This is a genomic window from Rhizobium indicum (assembly GCF_005862305.2).
In the GTDB taxonomy this organism is placed as follows: Bacteria; Pseudomonadota; Alphaproteobacteria; order Rhizobiales; family Rhizobiaceae; genus Rhizobium; species Rhizobium indicum.
Map to the genome: position 1 here is coordinate 4,129,273 of NZ_CP054021.1, position 26,857 is coordinate 4,156,129.

Below are 26,857 nucleotides of genomic sequence, written 5' to 3' on the forward strand. Positions count from 1 at the left end.
CTAAAATTCTTTCAACGGCCCGTCATCCAGCGGGCCGTTTCTCTTTTCTGCCTCAGCTGCGATTGTCGCCGAAAAGGCTGTTGTAAATGGCGCCGATCGCGCTCGCTTCTTTCTCCAGTGCGAAATTCGCCCTGACATGCCGCAGCGCATTCTCGCCATGCGCGATCGCCAGCGCGGGATCTGCGATATAGGGCGCGATTGCCCGCGTCAGCGCCTCGCCATCGCCGGCGGCGACGACCGAGCCCGTCTCGCCCGTGACGATGAGTTCGGCATAGGCGCCGGCGTCCGATGCCACCACCGCAGTGCGCGAGGCCATGGCTTCGAGCGGCGTCAGGCCGAAACCCTCGTTGCGGGAGGGGGCGACGTAAAGCGTCAGGCGGCGATACCAGACCTTGATGTCAGGCACTTCGCCGAGGAAGAGGATACGGTCGCTGAGCCCGGCGGCCGCGACATCCGCCTTAAGTTTGTCGCCAAATGCCGTGTGTTCGGCCGTCACCCGGCCGGAGACGACCGCCGTCCACTCGGGGTGCTGCGGCAGCAGTTCGATCATCGCCTGGACGAAAAGATCGGTGCCCTTCTGATGGCGCACGCGGCCGAAGCAGCCGATGAGATGGCGGCCCGGCAGGCTGGTGGCGGCGATGCCGTCCTCCGCTGTTTCCGGCGGATGGAACAGAGCAAGGTCGACGCCGTGCTGGATGACCGTGTGCGGCACCTCGAGGAACGAGCCGGATCGATCGCTAGTCGCGATGACGGCGTCCATGCGACGGATCAGCCATTTCGTATAGGCGGTGTGCCGGCGTTGCGCGGCCGAGGTGAAGAGAAGCTTCAGCGGCATGCGCAACAGTTGGCGCAGCAGGATGCCGACCGCCATCTCGTTGTTGCGGCGAGCGTGCCAGACGCGCTGGCGCCGGCGCGCCGGCGGGCGCCAGAGGCCGAGGAGCTGCCGCCCCTTAAGTTTCGGCAGGTCCTCCGGCAGGCCGGGCCCGAGTGTCGCGATCTTGATGCCGAGCCGGATCTGGCATGGGATGAGCTGGACGATAGTCGATGTGACGCCGGAGAGCCGGCGCTTGAAATTGGGCGCAATGATCTCGACGTCACGGATATCGGGCAAGGGAGGGGTCTCGCGGCTGGCGGGCGATCAGCCCCAGGAAACCTGGAGGATTTCGTAGGCCTTGGAGCCGCCCGGCGCATTGACCTCGATGGAATCTCCGACTTCCTTGCCGATCAGAGCACGGGCGATCGGCGAGGAGATGGAGATGCGGCCGGCCTTGACGTCGGCTTCCTGGTCGCCGACGATCTGGTAGGTCTTTTCTTCATCGGTGTCCTCGTCGATGAGTTTCACCTTGGCGCCGAACTTGATCTTGTCGCCCGACATCTTGGTGAGGTCGATGACCTCGGCGCGCGCCGTCAGGTCTTCCAGCTCGCTGATGCGGCCTTCGTTGTGACTCTGGGCTTCCTTGGCGGCGTGGTATTCGGCGTTTTCGGAAAGGTCGCCATGGGCACGGGCTTCGGCGATCGCCTCGATGATTCGAGGGCGCTCCTCCTGCTGACGCCAGCGCAGCTCTTCCTGCAGCTTGACGAAACCGCCCGGTGTCATCGGTACCTTTTCAACCATTTTTCTGTCCTTCAATCCTCGTATCCGCACAATTAGCGGCGAACACAAAAGAAAACAGGTCCCGAAGGGGAGCTTCGGAACCGTGCCACAATCTTAGTCGGACGCTTATAGCAGATCGCCAAGGCCGATTTCCAGAAAATTCGCATAAAAGAAACGCGGCCCGCCCCGATATCAGGTGGTGCGACTTGAAAATGGGCAGAAATCGGATCGTCCCGATTGACTCTGCATGCCGGAACATATAGTGAACATACTAATGAAGAAGTCGCTCACAGAACGCTTGGCCATCCTTTCCGATGCCGCGAAATATGATGCTTCCTGCGCTTCCAGTGGAACGGTGAAGCGTGATTCTCGGGCAAGCGGCGGGCTCGGTTCGACCGAGGGATCCGGCATCTGTCATGCCTATGCACCGGACGGGCGGTGCATTTCGCTTCTGAAAATACTGCTGACCAATTTCTGCATCTACGACTGCGCCTATTGCGTCAATCGCTCGTCGAGCAATGTCGAACGGGCGCGCTTCACGCCCGAAGAGGTCATCTGGCTGACGCTGGAATTCTACCGCCGCAACTATATCGAAGGCCTGTTCCTTTCCTCCGGCATTATTCGTTCGTCCGATTACACGATGGAAGAGATGGTCCGCATCGTCCGCGAACTGCGCGTGACACATAATTTCCGCGGCTATATCCATCTGAAATCGATCCCCGAGGCGTCGCCGCGTCTGATTGAGGAAGCGGGGCTTCATGCAGACAGACTGTCGCTCAATATCGAGTTGCCGACGGATAACGGCATCACCCGCTTCGCGCCGGAAAAGAAGCCTGCCAATATCAGGCGATCGATGGGGGATCTGAGGTTGAAGATCGAGGCCGCCGGCGAACCGACGCTGCGCACGAAGAAGCGTCAGCGTTTCGTGCCGGCCGGCCAAAGCACACAGATGATCGTCGGCGCCGATGGCGCGAACGATGCGACCATCCTTGCGACCAGCGGCCGGCTTTACAGCAGCTACGGGCTGAAGCGCGTCTATTATTCCGCCTTCAGCCCGATTCCGGACTCGTCGAAAAACCTGCCGCTGATCAAGCCGCCGCTGATGCGCGAGCACCGGCTCTATCAGGCCGACTGGCTCTATCGATTCTACGGTTTCGGCATCGACGAGATCACCGCAAACCAGGCGGGCGGCATGCTCGATCTCAGCCTCGACCCCAAGCTTGCCTGGGCGCTCGCCAATCGGGCCGAATTTCCCGTCGATATTAACAAGGCCGAGCGTGAGCGGTTGCTGCGCGTGCCCGGTCTCGGCACCAAGACCGTCAAAGCGATCGTTTCGGCGCGGCGTTTTCGCCGGTTGCGGCTCGATGATCTCCAGCGGCTCGGCATTTCGATCAAGAAGGTTCAGTCTTTCATCTCGGCGGAAGGCTGGTCGCCGCGCCGATTGATCGAGCGCCCCGACCTTCGCGCCATGTTCGAACCGCAACCCGAACAATTGTCGTTGCTGTGATGCGCCGGGTCGTGCTTGCAGGACGCGGGGAGCTTGCCGAATGGCGTGACGCCGCGCGCGCTTTCGCGGTCGCCGGCATCCTGCCGGAAGAGATCGATTGGCGCGAAAAAAGCGAGGAGGCGGACCTTGCGTTTCAACGCGACGCCATGCCGCCGGCGCCTATCATGGCACGCAAGCCGATGACGGTGCCGCCCGCCTTCATCGATCTCGCGGAGACAGTTCTCTGCCATTCCGACGCGGCGCGTTTTTCCCTGCTTTACCGTCTGCTCTGGCGGCTGCAACTGGACCGGCAACTGCTTGAAGTGGCTTCCGACGAGGACGTCGCCCGTGCCAGGCTGATGGCGAAAAACGTTCGGCGCGACGCGCACAAGATGACGGCCTTCGTTCGCTTCAAGGAGGTTGGTGCGGTGTCGGTGGGCCGTCGAAAATTCCTCGCCTGGTTCGAGCCGGATCACCATATCGTCAGGCGCACAGCGCCCTTCTTTCAACGGCGCTTCACCGACATGGACTGGCTGATCGCGACGCCCAAGGGATCGGCCGCCTGGGACGGCGAGCGGCTGACGATGAGCGACGAACCGTGTGAAAAACCCAATCTCATCGATGCTACCGACGAACTTTGGCGCACCTACTACGCCAGCATTTTCAATCCGGCGCGGTTGAAGCTGAAGGCGATGCAGGCGGAGATGCCGAAAAAATACTGGAAGAACCTGCCGGAAGCCGATCTCATCCCTGGGCTGATCGCATCGGCGGAGAGCCAGGTGCGGGCCATGGCTGCACGGGAGGCGACCCAGTCGTTGCCCTTTCACGATCGCCTGCAGGAAGCCGCGCGCAGCATTCCGGCCGAGCCCGAAGCGCCGGCGGGCACGCTGGAAGCACTGCGCGCGGAAGCTGCCGCCTGCACCCGCTGTCCGCTTCATGCGAAGGCCACGCAAACCGTATTCGGGGAGGGGCCACGCGATGCCGAGGTGATGTTCGTTGGCGAGCAGCCGGGCGACCAGGAGGATATATCAGGGCGCCCCTTCGTCGGTCCGGCCGGCAGGCTGCTGGATCAGGTGATCACTGAAGCGGGCATTGATCGCTCAACGCTTTACGTCACCAATGCCGTCAAGCATTTCAAATATGAGCCGCGCGGCAAGCGTCGCATCCATCAGAAGCCCAATATGGGCGAGGTGAAGCATTGCCGCTGGTGGCTCAATCTGGAGATGGCACTGATCAAGCCGAAGCTCATCGTTGCGATGGGGGCGACGGCGCTCGCGGCGCTGACCGATACGAAACAGCGGCTTCAGGATGTCAGGGGGAAAGCGATCGCGATCGATGAGGAGCGAACGCTCTTCGTGACGGTGCATCCATCCTATCTGCTGCGTATTCCCGATGAGCGGCTGAGAGCGGAGGAACTGGCACGATTTCGCGAAGATATGCTGATGGTTCAGCGCCTTATGGTGGCCGCTGCATAAACTGATTCAGAAGCCTCCGGTGGTGCCCCAATGCCAAGGCTGGCGCCATCGCTCATCGAGCGATGGCGTTCCGTATCTCAGGCGAAATAGCTCTGCAGCGGCCGCACTTCCAGATTGCCGGCCTTCAGCGCCTTGATTGCCTGGGCGGCGGCTTCGGCGCCTGCCATCGTCGTGTAATAGGGCACCTTCTGCATCAGCGTCGCACGGCGCAGCGACTTGGAGTCGGAGATCGCCTTGTTGCCATCGGTGGTGTTGATGACGAGCTGGACCTGGCGGTTGCGGATCGCGTCCTCGATGTGCGGACGGCCTTCCAGCACCTTGTTGATCTTGGTGGCGGTGATACCGTTTTCGGCGAGGAAGCGGGCGGTGCCGCCGGTCGCCAGCACTTTGAAGCCCTGTTCGACGAGGATGCTGATCGCCGGCAGCACGCGCGGCTTGTCGGCGTCGCGGACGGAGACGAAGACCGTGCCGTCACGCGGCAGCTCGACGCCGGCGCCGAGTTGCGACTTGGCGAAGGCCAGTGCAAAATCGGTATCGAGGCCGATGACTTCACCGGTCGAGCGCATTTCCGGGCCGAGCAGCGTGTCGACGCCGGGGAAACGGGCGAAGGGGAAGACGGCTTCCTTGACAGCGATGTGCTTCAGCTTGCGCGGATCGGGCTTTTCGCCGTAGGCGGCGAAGGTCGCATCGAGTTTTTCGCCGGCCATGACGCGGGCGGCGATCTTGGCGATCGGCGCGCCGATGGTCTTGGCGACGAAGGGCACGGTTCGCGAGGCGCGCGGATTGACTTCGAGAACGTAGACGGTGCCGTCCTTGATGGCGAACTGGACGTTCATCAGGCCGCCGACATTGAGCGCCTTGGCCATGGCTTTCGCCTGGCGTTCCAGCTCGTCGAGCATCTCGTTGGAGAGCGTGCGCGGCGGCAGCGAGCAGGCGCTGTCGCCGGAATGGATGCCGGCTTCCTCGATATGCTCCATGATGCCGGCGACATAGACGTCGGTGCCGTCCGAGAGGCAGTCGACGTCGACTTCGATGGCGTGGCTGAGATAGCTGTCGAAGAGCAGCGGGTTCTTGCCGAGCAGAGTGTTGATCTGGCCGGTCTTGTCGTTGGGATAGCGCTGCTTGATATCCTCAGGCACCAGTTCAGGCACGGTATCGAGCAGGTAGCTCTGCAGCTGGCCTTCCGAATGCAGGATCTGCATGGCGCGGCCGCCAAGCACGTAAGAGGGACGCACGACCAGCGGGAAGCCGATTTCGGTGGCGACCATGCGGGCCTGCTCGACCGAATAAGCAATGCCGTTGTTCGGCTGGTTGAGGTCGAGCTTCATCAGGAGCTTCTGGAAGCGGTCGCGGTCCTCGGCAAGGTCGATCATATCGGGCGCGGTGCCGAGGATCGGGATGCCGTTCTTTTCCAGCGCCTCGGCAAGCTTCAGCGGCGTCTGGCCGCCGAACTGGACGATGACGCCGACGACTTCACCTCTTTCCTGTTCTGCCCGCAGGATCTCGATCACGTCCTCGGCCGTCAGCGGCTCGAAATAGAGGCGGTCCGACGTGTCGTAGTCGGTCGAGACTGTTTCCGGGTTGCAGTTGATCATGATCGCCTCATAACCCGCATCCTTCAGCGCGAAGGCGGCGTGGCAGCAGCAATAGTCGAACTCGATGCCCTGGCCGATACGGTTCGGGCCACCGCCAAGGATGACAACCTTCTTGCGGTCGGACACTTCAGCCTCGGAGCGGGCGGCGCCGACGAAAGGCGTCTCATAGGTGGAATACATATAGGCGGTCGGCGAGGCGAACTCGGCCGCACAGGTATCGATGCGCTTGAAGACAGGGCGGACGTTCAGCTTGTTACGGAATTCGGCGACTTCCTTCGGGCGCTTGCCGGTCAGCGTCGCCAGGCGCGCGTCGGAAAAGCCCATGGCCTTCAGCATGCGCAGGTTGGCGGCATCATCAGGCAGACCGTGCTCGCGGATCCGGGCTTCCATCTCGACGATATTCTTGAGCTCGGCGATGAACCAGGGATCGATCTTGCAGCCTTCGTGGACTTCGGCTTCGCTCATGCCCTGGCGCAGCGCCTGGGCGACCATGCGCAGGCGATCGGGCGTCGGCGTGCCGATTGCGGCGCGGATGGCGTTCTGGCTGGATTCGCCTTCTTCAAAGCCGGGGATCTCGATCTCGTCGAGTCCGGTCAGACCGGTTTCGAGGCCGCGCAGCGCCTTCTGCAGCGATTCGGCGAAGGTGCGGCCGATCGCCATGACTTCACCGACCGATTTCATAGCGGTGGTCAGAACAGGCGAGGCGCCGGGGAATTTCTCGAAGGCGAAACGCGGGATCTTGGTGACGACGTAGTCGATCGACGGTTCGAAGGAGGCAGGCGTTGCGCCGCCGGTGATGTCGTTATCCAGCTCGTCGAGCGTATAGCCGATCGCGAGCTTGGCGGCGATCTTGGCGATCGGGAAGCCGGTGGCCTTGGAGGCGAGCGCCGACGAGCGCGAGACGCGCGGGTTCATTTCGATGACGACGAGACGGCCGTCTTTCGGATTGACGGCGAACTGGACGTTCGAGCCGCCGGTCTCGACCCCGATCTCGCGCAGCACCGCGATCGAGGCGTTGCGCATGATCTGGTATTCCTTGTCCGTCAGCGTCAGGGCCGGGGCGACGGTGATCGAATCGCCGGTATGGACGCCCATCGGGTCGATGTTTTCGATCGAGCAGATGATGATGCAGTTGTCCGCCTTGTCGCGGACGACCTCCATTTCATATTCCTTCCAGCCGAGCACCGATTCCTCGACCAGCACTTCGGTGGTCGGCGAGGCATCGAGGCCGCCGCCGACGATCTCGAAGAATTCCGAACGGTTGTAGGCGATGCCGCCGCCGGTGCCGCCGAGCGTGAAGGAGGGACGGATGATCGCGGGAAGGCCGACATGGTCGATCGCCTGGGCGGCAATCGCCATGGCATGGCTCATATAACGCTGCTTGCGGTCGCTCTCGCCGAGGTTCCACTGGTTTTCCAGCTCGTCCAGCGCCTTGTCGAGGTCGGATCCCGAGAGGCTATCACGCAGCTTGACGCGCTCGGCCTCGTGCGTCTTGCGGTCGAGGTCCTTGATGTCGGTGGCGTTCGCCAGCATCGAGCGCGGAGTTTCCAGCCCAATGCGGGCCATCGCCTCGCGAAACAGAGCGCGGTCCTCGGCCATGTCGATGGCGGCGGGCTTGGCGCCGATCATCTCCACATTGTAGCGGTCGAGCACGCCCATGCGCTTCAGCGAAAGCGCGGTGTTCAGCGCCGTCTGACCGCCCATGGTCGGCAGCAGCGCATCCGGGCGTTCCTTGGCGATGATCTTGGCGACAACCTCGGGGGTGATCGGCTCGACATAGGTGGCGTCGGCAAGGCCCGGATCGGTCATGATCGTCGCCGGGTTGGAGTTGACGAGGATGACGCGGTAGCCTTCCTCCTTCAGCGCCTTGCAGGCCTGGGTGCCGGAATAGTCGAACTCGCAAGCCTGGCCGATAACGATCGGTCCCGCGCCGATGATAAGGATCGATTTGATGTCTTGGCGCTTCGGCATGGGTGCTTCCGTTTTCTGGCTGCGCAGAAAGCCGGCCAGGGTGGGAGATCACCGGGTCGGGTCGCGCATGCTGGGTCTTTTCAGGCTAGAAGCGGCTTATAGGCAAATGTATTTGCAAACGGAACCCCATAAATCGCGGAATCGACAGGAATCCAACACGCGAAAGACTATTTCCCATCAGGCACGACCGCCACCCCGATTTCGCTGTCGCCCTGCTTCCGGAAGAGCGAAAGCGGGAGTCCCGTCAAGCGCTTGGTGCCTCTTCTTTACGTGAAGCGGTGGCGCACATCCTCGGCATAGCTGCGGCTGACCGGTATTGCCGTGCCGTCGCGGGTAAGGATCAGCAGCCTGCCATTGTCGCGTTTCAAGCTTTCGACATGGGCGTCGGCCACCCAGTGCGAGCGATGGACGCGAAGGCCCGGCGTCGCGGCGGTTTCCTTCAGCGCATCGGCGAAACGCAAGAGCACCAGTTCGCGCCCGCGGCTGGTCACCACCTCGGTATAGTGATCCTGGACGGAAAGGCGCAGCAGCGAGCCACGATTCTCAGTCTTCAGCCGGTCGAGGATCGAGGCTGCGGGGCTGGTTTCCGTAGGTGCTGCGGCTTCGGCTATTTTCTGGCTCATCGCCATGTAGGTCAAAAGGCAGAAGAGGGCGCAGAGCGGCACCGCAAAAAGCGCGCGCTGCAGGCCGCTTTCCAGCGTGGTCGCTTCGCCGGTGAAGACATAGTCGACGAGGCCGATGGCAAAACCGATCGGCAGGGCGGCTATGAGCGAGCCCGCCATCATGCGGGCGAACATCGAAACGATCACTCCCTGCAGCAGTCTTTCGGCTGCGACTGCGCAGAGAATGGCGATCGTCCAGGCAATGGCATGCAGGCTCAGCCAGTAGGCGAGGCGTTCGCCGAAGGCCATGCTTTCCATCGTGCCGTAGGGACCGGTGAAGGCAAAGAGCAGGACGATCGCGGCAAAGGTTCCCCAGAAGCGCCGGGAGTGGAGAAAGACCTGCAATTCGCGAAGCGTGGATTGCAAGAAGAGGTAAATCACGAAGTTTTCCTGCCGTTTGCGCGGTTCGGATTGAGGCGGATGAAGTCTTGGCGGAAAGAAGGACCGAATTCAACCGGATGTCGCTGATGACCCTCGAACCGCTCCTCGGCGCCCCGCTCGCCGTTCAGATCCATGTCACTGCTGTTACGCCGGCGGCACTTCTCGGCGCCTATATCCTGCTGCGCCCCAAGGGCACGCCGCTGCACCGTCTGCTCGGCAGGATCTGGATGGCGCTGATGGTTGTCACGGCGGTATCGAGCTTCTTCATTCACGAACTCGATCTCTTCTATGGGTTCAGCCCGATCCATCTCCTGTCGATTGCAACGTTGTTCGGCAGCTGGAATGCGATCGCGGCGGCTCGCCGCGGCGATATCCGTCTGCATAAGCGCATCGTCGCCGGCCTTTATTTCGGCGGCATCGTGCTTGCCGGCCTGTTCACTTTCCTGCCCGGCCGGATCATCCATGCGGTCGTCTTCACCGGCGCGGAACGGCCGGCTGTCCTTGCTGCGGCGGTGATCGGCTCGATCCTGATCGCAATCGTGCTGCGTCGCCGACGCGGGCGCCTGATTGCTCGATGAAGTCGCTGGAATTCCGGCCGCCGACGGATATATAGATTCCTTGAGTGCAAGCACAGGCATTGCCGGGGAGAGCGAAGATGGAATGGAGAGGCCGGCGTCAGTCCGACAATATCGAGGATCGCCGTGGCGGTCCGACCGGCGGCGGTTTCGGCCGCGGCGGTGGCTTCAACTTTCCTTCCGGCGGCGGCGTTCGCCGCGCCGGCGGCGGCCTCAGCATCGGCACGATCATCTTCCTCGTCGTCATCTATTTCATCTTCAAGATGATGGGCATCGATCTGCTGCAGATGCTCGAGACCGGCGGCACGACGAGTGGCCCGGGCTACGAGCAGAGCCAGTCCGGCGGAACACGCGCGCCCGCCAATGACGAGATGACCGCCTTCATGCGCACCGTTCTTGCTGAGACCGAGGATACCTGGCAGGGCATCTTCCAGGCGCAGGGCCAAAATTACGAGGAGCCGCGCCTCGTGCTGTTCTCGGGCTCGACGGCATCGGCCTGCGGCTCCGCATCATCTGCAACAGGTCCTTTCTACTGCCCCGGTGACCACAAGCTCTATCTCGATACCGAATTCTTCCAGGAGCTTTCCGACCGCTTTGGCGCGTCGGGCGATTTCGCCGAAGCCTATGTCGTTGCCCATGAGGTCGGTCATCACGTGCAGAACCTGCTCGGCATCCTGCCGAAGTTCAACCAGGCCCGCCAGCGCATGAGCGAAGCCGACGCCAACAAGATGTCGGTGCGCGTCGAGCTGCAGGCCGATTGCTTTGCGGGCATCTGGGGCAAATATACCCAGCAGAAGGGCCTGCTCGAGTCAGGCGATCTGGAGGAAGCGCTGAACGCAGCCCAGCAGATCGGCGACGATTCGCTGCAGAAGCGGTCACAGGGTTACGTCGTGCCGGAAAGCTTCAACCACGGTACCTCGGAGCAGCGGGTCAAATGGTTCAAGCGCGGCTTCGACAGCGGCCAGCTGTCGGCCTGCGATACCTTCTCAGGACCGGTTTGAAGAGAGATGAAGGGGCGCATGGCACGAAGCACATCGCAGCCCCTTCCACTCCTTGCTTACTTCTCGCTGTCCATATGCTGCAGCATATGCTCGGGATAACGCCCACCCGCCGCCGCGTCTTTCGGCACGGCGCGTTCGATGACGGCGAAGTCTTCCGGTGACAGGTCGACGGCGCGTGAGCCGAGCGCTTCCAAGTCGGTCGCGGCGGCGAGCGCCGATGATCGGGACGATGTCCTTGCCCTTGGCGGCGACCCAGGCGATGGCGATCTGGGCGACCGAGACGCTCTTTGCCTTGGCAATCTCGCGCAGCTTCTCCACCAGAGCGAGGTTCTGCTCGATATTGCCTTCCTGGAAGCGCGGGCTGTAGGCGCGGAAATCGCCGGCCGTTCCGCCCTGACCCTTCTGCCAGTGGCCGCTGATCAGGCCGGGCGAGAGCACGCCGTATGCGGTGATCGAAATGCCGAGTTCACGTGTCGTCGGCAGGATCTTCTCCTCGATGCCGCGCGAGATCAGCGAATATTCGATCTGCAGGTCGACGATTGGGGCCACAGTGGCGGCGCGGCGGATCGTGTCGGCGCCGACTTCCGACAGGCCGATATGCTTGACATAACCCGCCTTGACCATGTCGGCGATGGCGCCGACCGTGTCCTCGATCGGCACGTTCGGATCGAGGCGGGCGGGACGGTAGATGTCGATGTAGTCGACGCCGAGGCGCTGCAGCGTATAGCTGAGGAAGTTCTTCACCGCGACCGGGCGGGCGTCGATGCCGCTCCAGCCGCCGACGGGATCGCGCAGGCCGCCGAACTTGACGCTGATGACGGCGTCTTGGCGCCTGCGACCCTTCAATGCCTCGCCGATCAGCATTTCGTTATGGCCCATGCCGTAGAAATCGCCGGTGTCGAGCAGGTTGATGCCGGCATCGAGCGCGGCATGGATCGTCGCGATGCTTTCTGCGCGATCGGAGGGGCCGTACATGCCCGACATGCCCATGCAGCCGAGGCCGATGGCCGAGACATCGGGTCCGGTCTTTCCCAAACGATAGGTCTGCATTGTTTTCTCCATCAGTTTGCGCCGCGCGATCGGACATCCGCGCCGGGCGTCGTCCTCGATACCGTTCTACCGCTTTCGCATTCGGGCGATAATCGGACGGCATCGAACAGGCTGTGCGGCGAAATGCACAATGACCGGTCTTCTCTTGGACCAGTCTTCTCTTGGACTGGGCTTCTCTGGTGATCTGGATGCCGTCGCGGCGATTGCAAGGGACTCTTCGCCCGGCGATCCGCTGGGCGGCTCTCGATCTCCTGAAGCTGGAACGGCAGCGCGCGCCCATCGGTTGAGGCCTCTCATAAATTTCCCGTTGAGCATTATCAAAAACTTTGAAATGTTCACGGATTGTTTCGGTTTCTTTTCTGAGCTATGTCACTTTCTCGGCGACGAGATCGTCTTTTCAGAAGCAACCGCTGTAGAGATGCCTCATGCTTGACCCTAAATTCGTTCGCCGCGGCCTTTTCCTGGTCTTCATCATCCTCTTCCTCGACATTATCGGTATTGCCATCATCATGCCGGTGCTGCCCGCCTATCTGGAGCAGCTGACCGGCGACAGCGTCAGCGACGCAGCGATTGACGGCGGCTGGCTGATGCTCGTCTATGCCGGCATGCAATTCCTGTTCGCGCCGCTGCTCGGAAACCTGTCCGACCGTTTCGGCCGCCGGCCGATCCTGTTGCTTTCGGTGCTGACCTTCGCGATCGACAATTTCATCTGCGGCATCGCCACCAGCTTCTGGATGCTGTTCGTCGGCCGCGTGCTTGCTGGTATCAGTGGCGGCAGTTTCGCCACCTGCTCGGCCTATATCGCCGATATCAGCACGGAGGAGAACCGGGCGAAAAATTTCGGGCTGATCGGCATCGCCTTCGGCGTCGGCTTCACCATCGGCCCCGTCGTTGGCGGTGTCCTCGGCGAATTCGGCCCGCGTGTGCCGTTCCTCGGCGCGGCTGCGCTGTCGCTTCTGAATTTCATCGCCGCCTGTTTCCTTTTGCCCGAGACGCTGGAGGCGAAGAACCGCCGCCGGTTCGAGTGGAAACGTGCCAATCCGCTCGGCGCGTTGCGCCAGATGCGCCATTATCCTGGCATCGGCTGGGTCAGCCTCGTCATGTTCCTGTTTTTCCTGGCGCATGCCGTCTATCCCTCGGTCTGGTCGTTCGTCTCGACCTATCGCTACGGCTGGAGCGAGGGACAGATCGGCCTGTCGCTCGGCATTTACGGCATCGGCGCCGTGATCGTCATGGGGCTGGTTCTGCCGCGGATCGTGCCGGTGCTCGGCGAGTGGAAGACCGCTCTTCTCGGCCTGTGCTTCTCGGCCGTCGGTCTCACCGGCTATGCCTTCGCCTGGGAGGGCTGGGTCGTCTATGTCATCATCGTTGCGACTGTCATGGAAAACGTCGCCGATCCGCCGCTGCGCAGCATTGCCGCCGGCATGGTGCCGCCTTCGGCGCAGGGTGAGCTGCAGGGCGCGCTTACCAGCCTCAGCAGCGTCACCACCATCGCCGGACCGTTGATCTTCACGCAGATGTTCGGTTACTTCACGCGGCCCGAGGCGCCGGTCACTTTTGCCGGCGCGCCCTATCTTGCCGCCGCCCTGTTCATCCTGGTGGCCGCCGGCGTGTTCCTCCTGCGGGTCCGGGTCCGCGAGCCGGCTGAGGCGCTGGAAGCGGCCGGTTGATCGATCAGAAACGCTGATGCGATGATGAATTTTTCATCATCTGCCTCATTTGGGGTAGTTCTTTGCAGGGCTTTGATCTAAGCCCGGATGATATTTCGCCGCAAGCTGCGGCGACGCATATTTCAATCACAGGACTGGTGTCATGGACACGCCGATCGACGCGCGCAGACTTGCGCCGACAAACGATAATCGTTGGAGCGCACATTTCCGTGCCACGCTGGCGCTCGGCATTCCGCTGATCGGCGCCCAGCTCGCTCAGCTCGGCATCCACACCACCGACGTGATGATCATCGGACGTCTCGGCGCCGAGCAGCTGGCGGCGATGGTGCTGTCGGCCCAATTCCTCTTCACGATCCTTATCTTCGGATCGGGCTTTGCGATCGCCGTCATTCCGCTGGTGGCCCAGGCCTATGGCCGCGGCGACGTCGTCTCGGTGCGCCGATCGCTGCGCATGGGTCTCTGGGTGGTGATCGGATTCTGGATCATCATGCAACCGGCCTTCTTCAATGCGGAACAGATCCTGCTTTTTGCGCAGCAGAAGCCCGAGGTGGCCAAGCTCGCACACGGCTACATCATGATCGGTCAGTTCGGCGTGTTGCCGGCGCTGCTCTTCAACGTCATGCGCTCGCTCGTCAGCGCCATCGGCAAGGCGGGCATCATCCTCAACGTCACCATCGCCACGCTGGTGATGAACGCGATCTTTGCCTATATCCTCGTACTCGGCCATTTCGGCTTTCCGGCGATGGGGCTCGAGGGTGCGGCGATCGTTTCGGTCGTGGTGCAGACAGCCGGCTTCCTCTTCATCCTGGCTTTCGTGCAGCGGCGGGAAGAGACGCGGCGCTACGAGATCTTCGTGCGGTTCTGGAAACCCGACTGGCACGCGCTGCTGGAGGTCATCCGGCTCGGTTTCCCGATCAGCGTCACCATCCTTGCCGAGGTCAGCCTGTTCACGGTGGCTTCGCTGCTGATGGGCTATATCGGCACCATCGAGCTTGCGGCTCATGGCATTGCCCTGCAATGGGCCTCGATCGCCTTCATGATTCCGCTCGGCCTCAGCCAGGCGGCAACGGTGCGCGTCGGTGTCGCCCACGGGCAGGGCGATTATCAGGGGCTGGTGCGCGCTTCGATCACCGTGCTCGTCCTCGCCTGCGCCATTTCGGCGGTGGGCAGCGTGCTCTTTGCCTCCATGCCGCAATTCCTCGGCAGCTGGTTCCTCGACGTCAACTCGCCCGAGGCGCCCGAGGTACTTGCCTATGCCGGGCCGCTGATCGTCGTTGCCGGCCTTTTCCAGCTGGTCGACGGGCTGCAGGTGATCGCCAATGGATTGCTGCGCGGCCTCAAGGACGCCCGTGTGCCGATGATCATGGCGTTGATCGCCTACTGGCCGATCGGCTTCTTCCTCGCCTGGGCCTTTGCCTTCCCGCTCGGTTTCGGCGGCATCGGCATCTGGTTCGGCTTCCTCGTCGGGCTGGCGGCGGCTGCCGTCATGCTCTGCGCGCGCTTCTACCTTCTTCTTCGCCGGGAGGGAGTGACGGCGGGCGCCTGATATCTCCTGATCAGGCTGCGACCGGCTTGTAGCCGGCGATATCGGCGCGGATGCCGAGCCGTTCGAACATTTCCTGCGGACTAAGGTTCGCCGTTGCCTGCGCGGCGGCGACCGCTGCCTGCGACCGCTCGAACGCCTCGGCATTTTCCCATTCGGCGATCGCCACGAAGTTGAATTCGCCGGGTCCGGCGACCTGTTCCAGGACGGAGTGACGGGTGAAGCCTTCCTGCGCCTGCAGCAAGGTATGTGTGCATACCATATGCATCAGGAACTCGTCGCGCGCCGGGGGCGGTACGGCGAACTTGTCGATCCTGTAGAAAACGCCGTTCATCCATTCTCTCCTGCATCATATGTTTGCAGGTAGCTCTGTAATTCCTCAAGTTAGGTTGAGGTCAATATACGAACGAAGAAAAAGGCCCACCTGTGCGAGCCTTCATCAGAAGTGTGAATTATTTGAAATCAGCGTTCGGCGAGCGCCGGTTCGCCCTTCTTCTCGCGCACCATGTTGATGAAGCGGCGGAAGAGATAGTGGCTGTCCTGCGGGCCCGGAGAGGCTTCCGGATGGTGCTGGACCGAGAAGACCTGCTTGCCGAGGACGCGCAGGCCGCAATTGGTGCCGTCGAAAAGCGAAATATGAGTCTCTTCAACGCCATCCGGCAGCGACTTCGAGTCGACCGCGAAGCCGTGGTTCATCGAGACGATCTCGACCTTGCCGGTCGTATGGTCCTTGACGGGGTGGTTGGCGCCGTGATGGCCCTGATGCATCTTCTCGGTCTTCGCGCCGAGTGCGAGACCCAGCATCTGGTGGCCGAGGCAGATGCCGAAGACTGGGATATCGGTCTTGATCAGCGTCTTGATGACAGGCACGGCATAGTCGCCGGTTGCCGCCGGATCGCCCGGGCCGTTCGACAGGAAGATGCCGTCCGGCTGCATGGCGAGCACGTCTTCGGCGCTCGTCGCGGCCGGCACGACGGTCACCTTGCAGTCGAGGCCGGCAAACAGGCGCAGGATGTTGCGCTTGACGCCGTAATCGAGGCAGACGACGTGGTATTTCGCGTCCGTTGCCTTGAGTTCACCGTAGCCTTCATTCCAGACCCACGGCGTTTCGGTCCATTGCGAGGACTGGCCCGACGAGGCGATCTTGGCGAGGTCGAGACCTTCAAGCCCACTCCAGGCTTTGGCTTCGGCCTTCAGCGTCTCGATGTCGAAGACGCCGTTCGGATCGTGGGCGATGACCGCGTTCGGAGCGCCGTTCTCACGGATCCAGGCGGTCAGTGCGCGCGTGTCGATGCCGCAGAGACCGATGACGCCGCGGGCCTTCAGCCATTGGTCGAGGTGCTTGGCGGCGCGGTAGTTCGAGGGCTCAGTGATGTCGGCCTTGAAGATGACGCCAACGGCGCCGTGGCGGGCGGCAGGCGTCAGGTCCTCGATGTCTTCATCATTGGTGCCGATATTGCCGATATGCGGGAAGGTGAAGGTGACGATCTGGCCGAGATAGGAGGGGTCCGTCAGGATCTCCTCATAGCCGGTGAGCGCTGTGTTGAAGACCACTTCGGCCGGCACCTTGCCGGTGGCGCCGATGCCCTTGCCTTCGATGACCGTGCCGTCGGCAAGAACGAGCAGGGCGGTCGGCTTTTCGATTGTCCAGGGTGCTGTCGCGGTCATCTTCATCCCGTTTCCGGCAGGTGGGCGCGTTGCCGCGCTCGTCGCCATTTGATTTCGCAGGCGTGTGGACACGGCAATGCCGCGCGCTTCAGGCCTGATCACGAATTTTGGTGCAGGTGGCGGTAAATAGCCACGCAATCGCTTAGCGTCAATCTTTGTAGCCGAGATCGCGGCCGTTTTCCTGCGCTTTATCGCACTGACCGCGCAATTTATTTGATCCGCCGCATCAGCGTGGTTTATGAAGCGGCATCAAAACAGGAGTGAAGACCATGCTGCGCGATCAACTCGCCACCCAGCTGAAAGAGGCGATGAAGGCCAAGAATGCGGAGCGGCTTTCCACCGTCCGGCTGATTCAGGCCGCGGTCAAGGACCGCGATATCGCCAACCGCGGCACCGGCAAGGAGCAGGCGAGCGACGACGAGATTCTGCAGATCCTCGCCAAAATGGTGAAGCAGCGTGACGAATCGGCCAAGATCTACGAGGAGAATTCCCGGCCGGAGCTTGCCGCCAAGGAGCGCGCCGAAATCATCGTCATCCAGGATTTCATGCCGAAGCAGCTTTCGGACGGCGAAGTGCGCGCCAACGTCTCGGCGATCATCACTGAAACGGGTGCCGCAGGCGGCAAGGACATGGGCAAGGTAATGGCGGCGCTGAAGGAGCGTTATGCCGGCCAGATGGATTTCGCCAAGGCGTCGGCGACCGTCAAGGAACTGTTGAACGGATAAGCCTCAGACAACTTGCCTTGCCTGCGGTTCGTCACGGACCGCAGGCCCGAGCACCGCTTCGGCGGCGGCATCGATGATGGCGAATTTCGCCGCCTGATAATTCCAGTATTCGCGGATGAAATGGGCCGACAGCCAGAAGTCGCCCTTGCGGGAGGGTTCGGTCCAGCCAATGCTCTCCATGGTTGCTGCCTGCATCAGAAGCCGCTTCAGGTGGGTATTGGAGATCATGAACTGTTCGCGGATTTCCCTGAGCGACAGAGGGCCGAGCACGACGCGTTCGGCCGTCCTTGGAAATTCGGGAAGGCGCGAGATCAGGTAGTCCATCACCAGCCCGCCGGAATTCGCCCAGTTGAAGAGGTTGAAGGTGGCGCCCGGATTGCGGACCGCTTCACTCCCGATGATCGCCCTTGCGATCAGCGGCTGGATCGCTGCCATCATTGCCGAGGGATCGGCGGCAATCTTATCGGCGCGCTCACCGCCGTCGAGACCGTCGAGGATCATCATATGGGCGACGAGCCATCGGGTAAAATGCTGCTCGGCGATTTCGGTAGGCTCCAGGTAGCGTGTGCGCTTGTCGGGGCCGGGAACCGGCCGCAGGAAGCGATAGGCCAGCATTTCCTGCATGAAGGCTGCGGCCGTGTTGCGGCTGGCGATGTCGTTCCTGACCGCAAAATCGATGAAGCGGCCGGAATAGAGGCCGCCGCTCTTCCCGTCGTCGGAATAGCCGTAATGAAGCGCGAAGCCGGCATGGGCCATCAGCCAGCGCTGCTGCGCGGCGAAGATGGAGGCGATGCGCGGGCTCTCGCGATAGATGGCGAGCATCTGATCGGCGCAATGCAGGATGGCAGCGAGAAAGCGATCGTCTGCTGCAAGGTTGTCCGCGGTAAAAGCCATTTGGAGAGGTCCAGGGAGTTCGGCGCATACATCTTTCATGCGAGCGCCGCCTGTCAACGGTTTTATCGATAAGCGGTTAATTTCAAAGGGAGAGTTGTCGCAGCAGAGCCCAAAATTTAAGAAGGCAGGAGCTGGGGGCGCTCCTGCCTTCTTGCTCTTTGCTTCCTCCGGCACGCAGGGCCGAAGCCCAAGCCGGAGGGTATTTGCAAAGGCACCCTTGCGAAGCGGCGCCGGGGGTAGGGATGGTGCTTCGCTCGGGGATCGCTTTGTTGAGATCGAACCTATTGCGGTGCGGCGGCGTATTCAAATTACAAAAAAATAATAATTGCCGGAATCGGCGGTTTGGGAGGCGCCTAGGCGGCTTCTCGGGAGGTGGCGCGAGGGATGATGAGGCGCAATCACCTGATGGAATAACCATTTGTTTCAAAAAGATTTTTTCTCAACTGTGTTGGAGGTCCACGCTCTCGCGGAAGCTTTTCTGACGGCGGAATTCCTGCTCCGAAGAGACAATAATGTCGCACCCTGTCGCAGGGGGCGATAACGCGTTGTTGATTGGATAACCGGAGCCGCCGATGACGGCCGCATAGCCTGTGAATAGCGGGTTTTCATGACAAGTTTCGTGGCATGGAGCGGAAAAGCAGCTTATATGGGAGCTGGCCAAGAGGTATAAATGCGCTTTTCCAACACCTTTCTCGATGATATTCGCGACCGCGTTCCGATTTCGAACGTGATTGCGCGCCGCGTGAGCTGGGACAAGCGCAAGACCAACGTGTCCCGCGGCGACTACTGGGCCTGCTGCCCGTTCCACGGCGAGAAATCGCCGAGCTTCCATTGCGAGGACCGAAAGGGCCGCTATCACTGCTTCGGCTGTGGGGTGACAGGAGACCATTTCCGTTTCCTGACAGAACTTGAAGGTCTGAGTTTTCCCGAGGCGGTACAGCAGATCGCCGATATGGCCGGCGTGCCGATGCCGCTTGCCGACCCTGTGATGGAGAAGCGCGAGAAGGAGCGCGGCTCGCTGATCGACGTCATGGAAATGGCGACACAATTTTTTCAGGATCAGCTGCAGACGGCGAATGGGGCGAGGGCGCGCGCCTATCTGCGCGACCGCGGATTGACGGGGCGCACCATCGAGACCTTCCGTCTCGGCTATGCGCCCGACAGCCGCAATGCGCTCAAGGAATTCCTCGCTGGCAAGGGCGTACTCAAGGAGCAGATCGAGGCCTGCGGTCTGGTCGTCCATGAAAACGTGCCGGTTTCCTACGATCGTTTCCGCGACCGCATCATGTTCCCGATCCTGTCGTCGCGGGAAAAGGTGATCGCTTTCGGCGGACGCGCCATGTCGGCCGACGCGCCGGCGAAATATCTGAACTCCAACGAGACTGAACTCTTCCACAAGGGCAATGTTCTTTACAATTTTGCCCGTGCGCGGCGGGCGATCCAGGGACCTGGCCGCGGTGATTCTCAGGACGACAATGCGACCGGCACCATTATTGCCGTCGAAGGCTATATGGACGTGATCGCGCTGCATCAGGCGGGCATCGAGAATGCCGTTGCGCCGCTCGGCACGGCGCTCACCGAAAACCAGCTCGAGCTGCTCTGGAAAATGGTGCCGCAGCCGGTGCTCTGCTTCGACGGCGACGGTGCCGGCATCCGCGCGGCCAATCGCGCCGCCGAACTGGCGCTGCCGCATCTGAAGCCCGGCCGTTCCGTTCGCTTCGCGCTTCTGCCCGACGGCAAGGATCCCGACGATCTCGTGCGCGATGACGGGCGCACGCCTTTCGACAAGGTGATGAGCCAGGCAAAGCCGCTCTCCGAGATGCTTTGGAGCCGGGAGGTCAACACCGGCAAGTTCGACACGCCTGAGGCGCGCGCCGAGCTCGAGGCGCGGCTGAAGCAACTGGTCGCCGTCATCGCCGACGAAAACGTCCGCCGTCACTACCAGCAGGATATTCGCGATCGGCTGAACGCCTTCTTCCAGCCGCAGTTCCAGAACCGCAACAATGGCGATCGCCGCGGCGGCTTCAACGGCAATGGCAATTACCGGACGGGCCGCGACAATGCCGGCAAGGCCGGGCCGAAAAGCCCCAGCGTCATTTCAGAAAGGCTCGCCCGCTCGGGTCCCGTGCGCGGCCACCAGAACAATACGGCGCTGCGCGAATGCGTGCTGGCGCTGACCGTCGTCAATCACCCCTCGCTGATGATCGACGATTATGACGAGATTGCCGCGATCGAATATGACAGCCGCGAGCTGCAGCGGCTCTGGTCGGCGATGCTGGGAGCAGCGGCTTCCGTCGCCGCCCCGCATCTGACGCGCGAATATCTGACCGAAAGGCTGGAATTCGAAGGCTTCGGCCCGCTCATCAAGAGCCTCGACCAGCAGGTGCGCAATGCCCGGCTGTGGATCGCGACCGAGCAGGCGGCGATGGAGGATGCGCGTGAGGGATACCGCCAGGCGCTGGCCTCCCACAAGCGGGCGAAGGCGCTGCGCCGGCAGAAGATCGAGCTCGAGCGCGAGATCGCGCTGGCAACCGAAGCCGGCGACGGCGAGGCGATCGTTCAGCTGATGCGAGCGCAGCAGGAAGTGCATTTCGAAGGGGTGCGCCTTGAGAACCAGGAGGCCATCATCGATGGCTTCGGCGTGCTTTCCGGCCGCGTCAAAGGGGCGGCGAACCACTGATGTCGCTGACCGAACGAAACGAACCGGGCTTTTCCGCTTCCGGCGCGCTATTTTCTTCCGGCCGCTCGCCGCTCGATATCCTCAAGCAGGTCTACGGCTATTCCTCCTTCCGCGGCAAGCAGCAGCAGGTGGTCGAGCACGTGGTTTCCGGCGGCGATGCGGTCGTGCTCTTTCCCACAGGTGCGGGTAAATCGCTGTGCTTCCAGATTCCGGCGCTCTGCCGCGACGGCGTCGGCATCGTCGTTTCGCCGCTGATTGCGCTGATGCGCGATCAGGTGGAGGCGATGAAGCAGCTCGGCATCCGGGCGGCCGCGCTCAATTCGTCGCTGTCGCGCGAGGAGTTCGTCGAGGTTCGCCGCGCGCTTTCGGCAGGCCAACTCGACCTTCTCTACGTAACGCCCGAGCGCATTTTGACCGATGGTTTCCGCGATCTGATCGCCAACGAGAAGATCGCGCTGCTTGCGATTGACGAGGCCCATTGCGTCTCGCAATGGGGCCATGATTTCCGGCCGGAATATCGTGCGCTCGGCCGGCTCGGCGAGCAATATCCCGGTGTGCCCAGAGTGGCACTGACGGCGACGGCCGATCCGCATACGCGCGACGACATGATCGAGCGGCTGGGTTTGGATACAGCCCGGATCTTCACCACCAGCTTTGACCGACCGAATATTGCCTACGAGATCGTCGAGCGTGACCAGCCGCGCCAGCAGCTGTTGCGGTTCCTGTCCGGCCACAAGGGCGACAGCGGCATCGTCTATTGCCTGTCGCGCGCCAAGGTCGAGGATACGGCCGAATGGCTGAACGGGCAGGGCATTCGCGCGCTTGCCTACCATGCCGGCATGGACAGGGCGGTTCGTGACGCCAATCAGGATGCCTTCCTGAAAGAAGAGAATCTTTGCCTGGTCGCCACCGTCGCCTTCGGCATGGGCATCGACAAGCCGAACGTGCGTTATGTCGCCCATCTCGACCTGCCGGGTTCTGTGGAAGCCTATTATCAGGAGACCGGCCGCGCCGGGCGTGACGGTCTGCCGTCCGAGGTCTGGATGGCCTATGGCATGGCCGACGTCATCCAGCGCGGCCGGATGATCGACGAGGGCAGTGCCGCCGCCGAAATCAAGCGGGTCGAGCGCGCCAAGCTCAACGCATTGCTGGCGATCTGCGAGACCGCCTCCTGCCGCCGCCAGGCGATCCTTGCCCATTTCGGCGAGGCGCATGCCGGCCAGTGCGGCAATTGCGATACCTGCCTGAAGCCGGTCGAGACCTGGGAGGGCACGGAAGCGGCGATCAAGGCGCTGGCCGCCATCTATCGCACTGGCGAGCGTTTCGGCGCTGGCCATGTCGTCGACGTGCTCCTCGGCAACGTCAACGAAAAGACCGAACGTTTCGGCCACACCGAAATGCCGGTCTTCGGTGCCGGCAAGGATATCCCGGCGCGCGTCTGGCAGTCGGTCTTCCGCCAGTTGCTTGCCATGGGGCTGATCCGCGTCGACCACGAGGCCTTCGGGGCGCTGAAGCTCGAGCCGGAGGCGCGCCCCGTCTTCAAGCACGAGCGGCAGGTGTTCTTCCGCAAGGACCGCCCGGCCTCGGAACGGCGCACGAAGAAGGCGGAGCGCAACGAGCGCAAGTCGGGACTATCGGGCGCCGACGGCAGTCTCTTCGAGGCGCTGCGGGCCGAGCGCATGGCGATTGCGAAATCGCTCGGCGTGCCGCCCTATGTCGTCTTCCCCGATACGACGCTGATCGCCTTCGCCACGGAGAAGCCGCGCAGCCGCAAGGAATTGCTCGCCATATCAGGCGTCGGGCAGGCGAAGCTTGAGCGTTACGGCGATGCCTTCCTGGAGATCATCCTGGCGCAGGACAACGGCTGAGGGGACCCGCCTGATCCTTGAGATCGGGCAAGGGGGCATGGTAGTGCTGCCTCTAAAGGAGGAGCGCCGATGGCCCAGAATATCTACGACCGACCGGAATTCTTCGCCGGATATAGCGGCATGAGGCGATCCTTGCACGGGCTCGACGGAGCATCGGAGTGGCCGGCGGTGCGTGCGCTGCTGCCCGATCTTTCCGGCAAGCGTGTTGTCGATCTCGGCTGCGGCTTCGGCTGGTTTTCGCGTTTTGCCGTGAGTCAGGGTGCTGCAAGCGTGCTTGCGCTGGACATCTCGGCAAAGATGATCGCAAGAGCAAGGGCCGATACGGCGGATGCGGCGATCACCTACGAGATCGCCGATCTCGAGCATCTCACGCTTGCTCAAGCTTCTTTCGATTTCGCCTATAGCTCGCTGGCGCTGCATTATATCGAGGATTTTGCCGGTCTCGCCGCGACTGTCTATCGCGCGCTTTTGCCGGGATCGCAATTCGTTTTCACCATCGAGCATCCGATCTTCATGGCGCCGACCAATCCCGCCTGGGCAGCCGATGCCGAGGGGCGGCGCATCTGGCCGCTCGACCGCTATTCCGTCGAAGGTCCGCGCACCACCGACTGGCTCGCCAAGGGTGTCGTCAAGCAGCACCGCAAGCTCGGCACGACGCTCAACACCTTGATCGCGGCCGGTTTTGCCATTCGCCATGTCGAGGAGTGGAGCCCGAACGAAGATGAGATCCACGACAATCCGGATTGGGCGGAGGAGATGGACCGGCCGATATTCCTGCTGATTGCGGTCCAGCGCTGAAGAAGACAAGCCGGCGGCAATATGCTAACCCGGCGGGCAAAACGGAAATCTCTGGGAAAGGCCGTCCATGACCTCGCAATTTCTCTCCCATCTCAGCAACGAGATCTCAGCGCTGAAGGATGCCGGCCTCTACAAATCCGAGCGCGTCATCAGCTCCAAGCAGGCGGGCGAGATCGCGATTTCCACCGGCGAGCGGGTGCTGAATTTCTGCGCCAACAACTATCTCGGCCTTGCCGACAACAAGGAGCTGGCCGAGGCCGGCAAGCAGGCGCTCGACCGATACGGCTACGGCATGGCCTCGGTGCGCTTCATCTGCGGCACGCAGGAAGAGCACAAGCAGCTCGAAGCGCGCATCTCCTCCTTCCTCGGCATGGAAGACACGATCCTCTATTCCTCCTGCTTCGACGCCAATGGCGGCCTGTTCGAAACGCTGCTCTCCGAAGAGGATGCAATCATCTCCGACGCGCTAAACCACGCCTCGATTATTGACGGCGTCAGGCTTTCGAAGGCCAAGCGCTTCCGCTACGCCAACAACGATATGGCAGCGCTCGAAGAGGAGCTGAAGAAAGCCGAAGGCAGCCGCTTCAAGCTGATCGCCACCGACGGCGTCTTCTCGATGGACGGCATCATCGCCAACTTGGGCGGCGTCTGCGATCTCGCCGAGAAATACGGGGCGATGGTCATGGTCGATGATAGCCATGCGGTCGGCTTCGTCGGCAAGAACGGCCGTGGGTCGCCGGAATATTGCGGCGTCGAGGGCCGGATCGACATCATCACCGGCACGCTCGGAAAGGCGCTCGGCGGCGCCTCGGGCGGTTATACTTCGGCGAAGGCCGAGGTTGTGGAGTGGCTGCGGCAGCGCTCGCGGCCCTATCTGTTCTCGAACACGCTGGCGCCCGTTATCGCGGCTGCCTCGCTCAAGGTGTTCGACCTCATCGAAAACGGCGATGCCCTGCGCAAGCGCCTTTCGGACAATGCCGATCTCTTCCGCAGCGAAATGACCAAGCTCGGCTTCACGCTTGCCGGCAAAGGCCATCCGATCATCCCCGTCATGCTGGGTGATGCCAAGCTTGCGCAGGACATGGCAAGCCTGATGCTGAAGAAGGGGATCTATGTGATCGGCTTCTCCTTTCCTGTCGTGCCGAAAGGCCAGGCCCGCATCCGCACGCAGATGTCGGCGGCGCATTCGCGGGCAGATGTGGAGCGGGCGATCGCGGCCTTTGCCGAGACAGGGCGGGAATTGGGTGTGATTTGAGTGAGGCTTGCTCCCTCTTCTCCCCAGCGGGGAGAAGCTGGCCCGAAGGGGTCGGATGAGGGGGTGAGCGAAGCGAAGTTTCGAGCGGCAAGCGAGAAACAAAGTAAGCGTTATATGGCGTGCCGTGCCGCCCCCTCATCCGCCCTACGGGCACCTTCTCCCCGGTAGGGAGAAGAGGGGATAGCAAAGTCGAGCACCAGAACAAGGGCGGGATATCATCGATGTCGAACATGATGAAGGCGCTGGTCAAAGCAAAACCCGAGGTCGGGCTCTGGATGGAGAATGTGCCGGTGCCCGAGGTCGGGCCGAACGATGTGCTGATCCGGGTGAAGAAATCGGCGATCTGCGGCACCGACGTCCATATCTGGAACTGGGACCAGTGGGCGCAGAAGACCATTCCGGTGCCGATGGTGGTCGGCCATGAATTCTCCGGCGAGATCGCCGAGATCGGTTCGGCGGTCACCCGCTATCATGTCGGCGAGCGGGTTTCCGGCGAGGGGCATATCGTCTGCGGCAAATGCCGCAACTGCCGGGCGGGCAGGGGGCATCTCTGCCGCAATACGCTCGGTGTCGGCGTCAACCGCCCGGGCTCCTTCGGGGAGTTTGTCTGCATTCCCGAAAGCAATGTCGTGCCGATCCCGGATGATATTTCCGACGAGATCGCCGCGATCTTCGATCCGTTCGGCAATGCCGTGCACACCGCGCTCTCCTTCGATCTCGTCGGCGAGGACGTGCTTGTCACCGGCGCCGGGCCGATCGGCATCATGGGCGCGCTGGTCGCCAAGCGATCCGGCGCCCGCAAGGTCGTCATCACCGATATCAATCCGCACCGGCTGGAGCTGGCGCACAAGCTCGGCATCGATCACGTCGTCGACGCATCGAAGGAAAACCTCGCCGACGTGATGAAGGCGATCGGCATGACGGAAGGATTTGACGTCGGGCTGGAAATGTCGGGGGCCGCACCTGCCTTCCGCGATATGATCGACAAGATGAACAATGGCGGCAAGATCGCCATCCTCGGCATCGCGCCTGCGGGCTTCGAAATCGACTGGAACAAGGTGATCTTCAAGATGCTCAATCTCAAGGGCATCTACGGCCGCGAGATGTTCGAGACCTGGTACAAGATGATCGCCTTCGTTCAGGGCGGCCTCGATCTCGCGCCCATCATCACCCACCGGATCGGCATCGACGATTTCCGCGACGGCTTCGAGGCGATGCGGTCGGGCAATTCCGGCAAGGTTGTGATGGATTGGATGTGAGGAGACGACATGCTCTATGAAGGAAGCTGCCATTGCGGCAATGTGGCTTTCGAGGTCGAAGGCGAATTCACCGAGGCGCTCGACTGCAATTGTTCGCTTTGCCGCAGGCGCGGCGGACTTCTCGCCTTCGTGCCGCGCGAGAAACTGGTGCTGACAACACCGGAGGACAATGTCTCGACCTATACTTTCAACCGGCATGTCATTCAGCATCACTTCTGCGCCAATTGCGGCATCGCACCGTTCGGCGAGGCTGTGGGTCCGAACGGCGCGGCCATGGCTTCGATCAATCTGCGCTGCATTCCCGCGGTGGATATCGGCGCGCTGACGGTGAAGGCGTATGACGGCGCGGCGCGTTAGCCGATATCCGTCAGGCAATGGCGAATAGTTCCTCGGCGTGACTGCAAAAATGGTGGAAACGACTGGTGCGGCGGGCAAAATATTTGCTGCCCTTGTCTTTTGTTCGCCGCATCTTAAATAAGGGTTCGCAATCGCTGCCGCGGTTCAAAGCCTGTGGATAAGGCTTTTTCCGTATTTTTGTGGGCTTTTTTTCGGGAAAAGCTTGACGAGAACAAAAAATGTGGGAATCACCGTTCGACTTGTTGAATGGTGAACTGGGTCAAAGGCGGATCGCGCAACCATGGCCGGAAATCCAAGAGCAAGAAAGCTTTGCTGTCCGGTGCCGGTAATCGTGGTTAATCAGGCTTTAA

The 26,857-nt window shown here is 61.9% G+C and carries 21 protein-coding genes and 1 pseudogene; 14 read left to right on the plus strand and 8 right to left on the minus strand.

Translation table 11 applies throughout. The annotated features are described in order from the left end of the window. Window positions 1-52 precede the first annotated feature (52 nt). On the minus strand, window positions 53-1,111 hold the full coding sequence (locus tag FFM53_RS19950; protein WP_138386953.1) for a glycosyltransferase family 4 protein: 1,059 nt from the start codon (window positions 1,109-1,111) through the stop codon (window positions 53-55). Window positions 1,112-1,138: 27 nt separating this feature from the next. Further along, on the minus strand, window positions 1,139-1,615 hold the full coding sequence (gene greA, locus FFM53_RS19955; RefSeq protein WP_012758398.1) for a transcription elongation factor GreA: 477 nt from the start codon (window positions 1,613-1,615) through the stop codon (window positions 1,139-1,141). A 253-nt stretch (window positions 1,616-1,868) separates the two neighbouring features. Here greA and FFM53_RS19960 point away from each other — a divergent pair, with 253 nt between their 5' ends. Together FFM53_RS19960 and FFM53_RS19965 are read left to right on the plus strand one after the other, a co-directional pair. Continuing rightward, complete coding sequence (locus tag FFM53_RS19960; protein WP_138387482.1) at window positions 1,869-3,101, plus strand: putative DNA modification/repair radical SAM protein; 1,233 nt, start codon at window positions 1,869-1,871, stop codon at window positions 3,099-3,101. Next, window positions 3,101-4,555: a UdgX family uracil-DNA binding protein gene (locus FFM53_RS19965; protein ID WP_138386954.1), complete on the plus strand. Its 1,455-nt coding sequence runs from the start codon at window positions 3,101-3,103 to the stop codon at window positions 4,553-4,555. The genes FFM53_RS19960 and FFM53_RS19965 overlap by 1 nt, the downstream gene beginning before the upstream one ends. A gap of 77 nt (window positions 4,556-4,632) precedes the next feature. Here the strand turns inward: FFM53_RS19965 and carB are convergent, their stop codons facing one another. Both carB and FFM53_RS19975 read right to left on the minus strand, forming a co-directional pair. Beyond that, complete coding sequence (gene carB / locus FFM53_RS19970; RefSeq protein WP_138386955.1) at window positions 4,633-8,121, minus strand: carbamoyl-phosphate synthase large subunit; 3,489 nt, start codon at window positions 8,119-8,121, stop codon at window positions 4,633-4,635. Window positions 8,122-8,387: 266 nt separating this feature from the next. Continuing rightward, window positions 8,388-9,164 carry a LytTR family DNA-binding domain-containing protein gene (locus FFM53_RS19975; protein WP_138386956.1) on the minus strand — a complete coding sequence of 259 codons (777 nt, stop codon included), beginning with the start codon at window positions 9,162-9,164 and terminating at the stop codon, window positions 8,388-8,390. A gap of 47 nt (window positions 9,165-9,211) precedes the next feature. Between FFM53_RS19975 and FFM53_RS19980 the strand changes: the two genes are divergently transcribed. Both FFM53_RS19980 and ypfJ read left to right on the plus strand, forming a co-directional pair. Continuing rightward, a complete protein-coding gene (locus tag FFM53_RS19980; RefSeq protein WP_138386957.1) occupies window positions 9,212-9,742 on the plus strand; it encodes a DUF2306 domain-containing protein in 531 nt (176 codons plus the stop codon). A gap of 77 nt (window positions 9,743-9,819) precedes the next feature. Further along, on the plus strand, window positions 9,820-10,740 hold the full coding sequence (gene ypfJ / locus FFM53_RS19985; RefSeq protein ID WP_138386958.1) for a KPN_02809 family neutral zinc metallopeptidase: 921 nt from the start codon (window positions 9,820-9,822) through the stop codon (window positions 10,738-10,740). 56 nt (window positions 10,741-10,796) lie between these two features. Here the strand turns inward: ypfJ and FFM53_RS19990 are convergent. Beyond that, window positions 10,797-11,790 (minus strand): annotated as a pseudogene (locus FFM53_RS19990) (aldo/keto reductase). A 130-nt stretch (window positions 11,791-11,920) separates the two neighbouring features. On the opposite strand from FFM53_RS19990, the gene FFM53_RS19995 reads away from it, so the two are divergent. The 3 genes from FFM53_RS19995 to FFM53_RS20005 all read left to right on the plus strand — a co-directional run bounded on the left by FFM53_RS19995 (window position 11,921) and on the right by FFM53_RS20005 (window position 15,006). Next, entirely contained in the window at window positions 11,921-12,223 is a 303-nt protein-coding gene (locus FFM53_RS19995; RefSeq protein WP_138330435.1) for a hypothetical protein, read from the plus strand. Then, window positions 12,216-13,460: a TCR/Tet family MFS transporter gene (locus tag FFM53_RS20000; protein ID WP_138386959.1), complete on the plus strand. Its 1,245-nt coding sequence runs from the start codon at window positions 12,216-12,218 to the stop codon at window positions 13,458-13,460. Before FFM53_RS19995 ends, FFM53_RS20000 begins: the two co-directional genes overlap by 8 nt. A gap of 142 nt (window positions 13,461-13,602) precedes the next feature. After that, a complete protein-coding gene (locus FFM53_RS20005; RefSeq protein ID WP_138386960.1) occupies window positions 13,603-15,006 on the plus strand; it encodes an MATE family efflux transporter in 1,404 nt (467 codons plus the stop codon). Window positions 15,007-15,016: 10 nt separating this feature from the next. Here the strand turns inward: FFM53_RS20005 and FFM53_RS20010 are convergent, their stop codons facing one another. Then, the gene (locus FFM53_RS20010; protein ID WP_138386961.1) at window positions 15,017-15,337 is read right to left on the minus strand and encodes an antibiotic biosynthesis monooxygenase; all 321 of its coding nucleotides are present in this window, start codon (window positions 15,335-15,337) and stop codon (window positions 15,017-15,019) included. A 128-nt stretch (window positions 15,338-15,465) separates the two neighbouring features. Beyond that, on the minus strand, window positions 15,466-16,671 hold the full coding sequence (gene carA, locus FFM53_RS20015) for a glutamine-hydrolyzing carbamoyl-phosphate synthase small subunit (protein ID WP_011652894.1): 1,206 nt from the start codon (window positions 16,669-16,671) through the stop codon (window positions 15,466-15,468). Between the two features lie 269 nt (window positions 16,672-16,940). Between carA and FFM53_RS20020 the strand changes: the two genes are divergently transcribed. Further along, window positions 16,941-17,396, plus strand: a complete 456-nt coding sequence (locus tag FFM53_RS20020) for a GatB/YqeY domain-containing protein (RefSeq protein WP_138386962.1) — start codon at window positions 16,941-16,943, stop codon at window positions 17,394-17,396. 3 nt (window positions 17,397-17,399) lie between these two features. Here FFM53_RS20020 and FFM53_RS20025 read toward each other — a convergent pair whose 3' ends face one another. Then, window positions 17,400-18,290, minus strand: a complete 891-nt coding sequence (locus FFM53_RS20025) for a hypothetical protein (RefSeq protein ID WP_138386963.1) — start codon at window positions 18,288-18,290, stop codon at window positions 17,400-17,402. 670 nt (window positions 18,291-18,960) lie between these two features. Between FFM53_RS20025 and dnaG the strand changes: the two genes are divergently transcribed. The 6 genes from dnaG (at window position 18,961) to FFM53_RS20055 (ending at window position 26,507) form a co-directional block, all read left to right on the plus strand. Next, entirely contained in the window at window positions 18,961-20,970 is a 2,010-nt protein-coding gene (gene dnaG / locus FFM53_RS20030; protein ID WP_138386965.1) for a DNA primase, read from the plus strand. Next, window positions 20,970-22,838, plus strand: a complete 1,869-nt coding sequence (gene recQ, locus FFM53_RS20035; RefSeq protein ID WP_138386966.1) for a DNA helicase RecQ — start codon at window positions 20,970-20,972, stop codon at window positions 22,836-22,838. Before dnaG ends, recQ begins: the two co-directional genes overlap by 1 nt. A gap of 69 nt (window positions 22,839-22,907) precedes the next feature. Further along, the gene (locus tag FFM53_RS20040; RefSeq protein WP_138386967.1) at window positions 22,908-23,636 is read left to right on the plus strand and encodes a class I SAM-dependent methyltransferase; all 729 of its coding nucleotides are present in this window, start codon (window positions 22,908-22,910) and stop codon (window positions 23,634-23,636) included. Window positions 23,637-23,703: 67 nt separating this feature from the next. Continuing rightward, entirely contained in the window at window positions 23,704-24,891 is a 1,188-nt protein-coding gene (locus FFM53_RS20045) for a glycine C-acetyltransferase (protein WP_138386968.1), read from the plus strand. Between the two features lie 221 nt (window positions 24,892-25,112). Further along, window positions 25,113-26,150, plus strand: coding sequence for an L-threonine 3-dehydrogenase (gene tdh / locus FFM53_RS20050; protein ID WP_138330444.1), 1,038 nt, complete (start codon window positions 25,113-25,115; stop codon window positions 26,148-26,150). Window positions 26,151-26,159: 9 nt separating this feature from the next. Continuing rightward, a complete protein-coding gene (locus FFM53_RS20055; RefSeq protein ID WP_138386969.1) occupies window positions 26,160-26,507 on the plus strand; it encodes a GFA family protein in 348 nt (115 codons plus the stop codon). Window positions 26,508-26,857 lie beyond the last annotated feature (350 nt).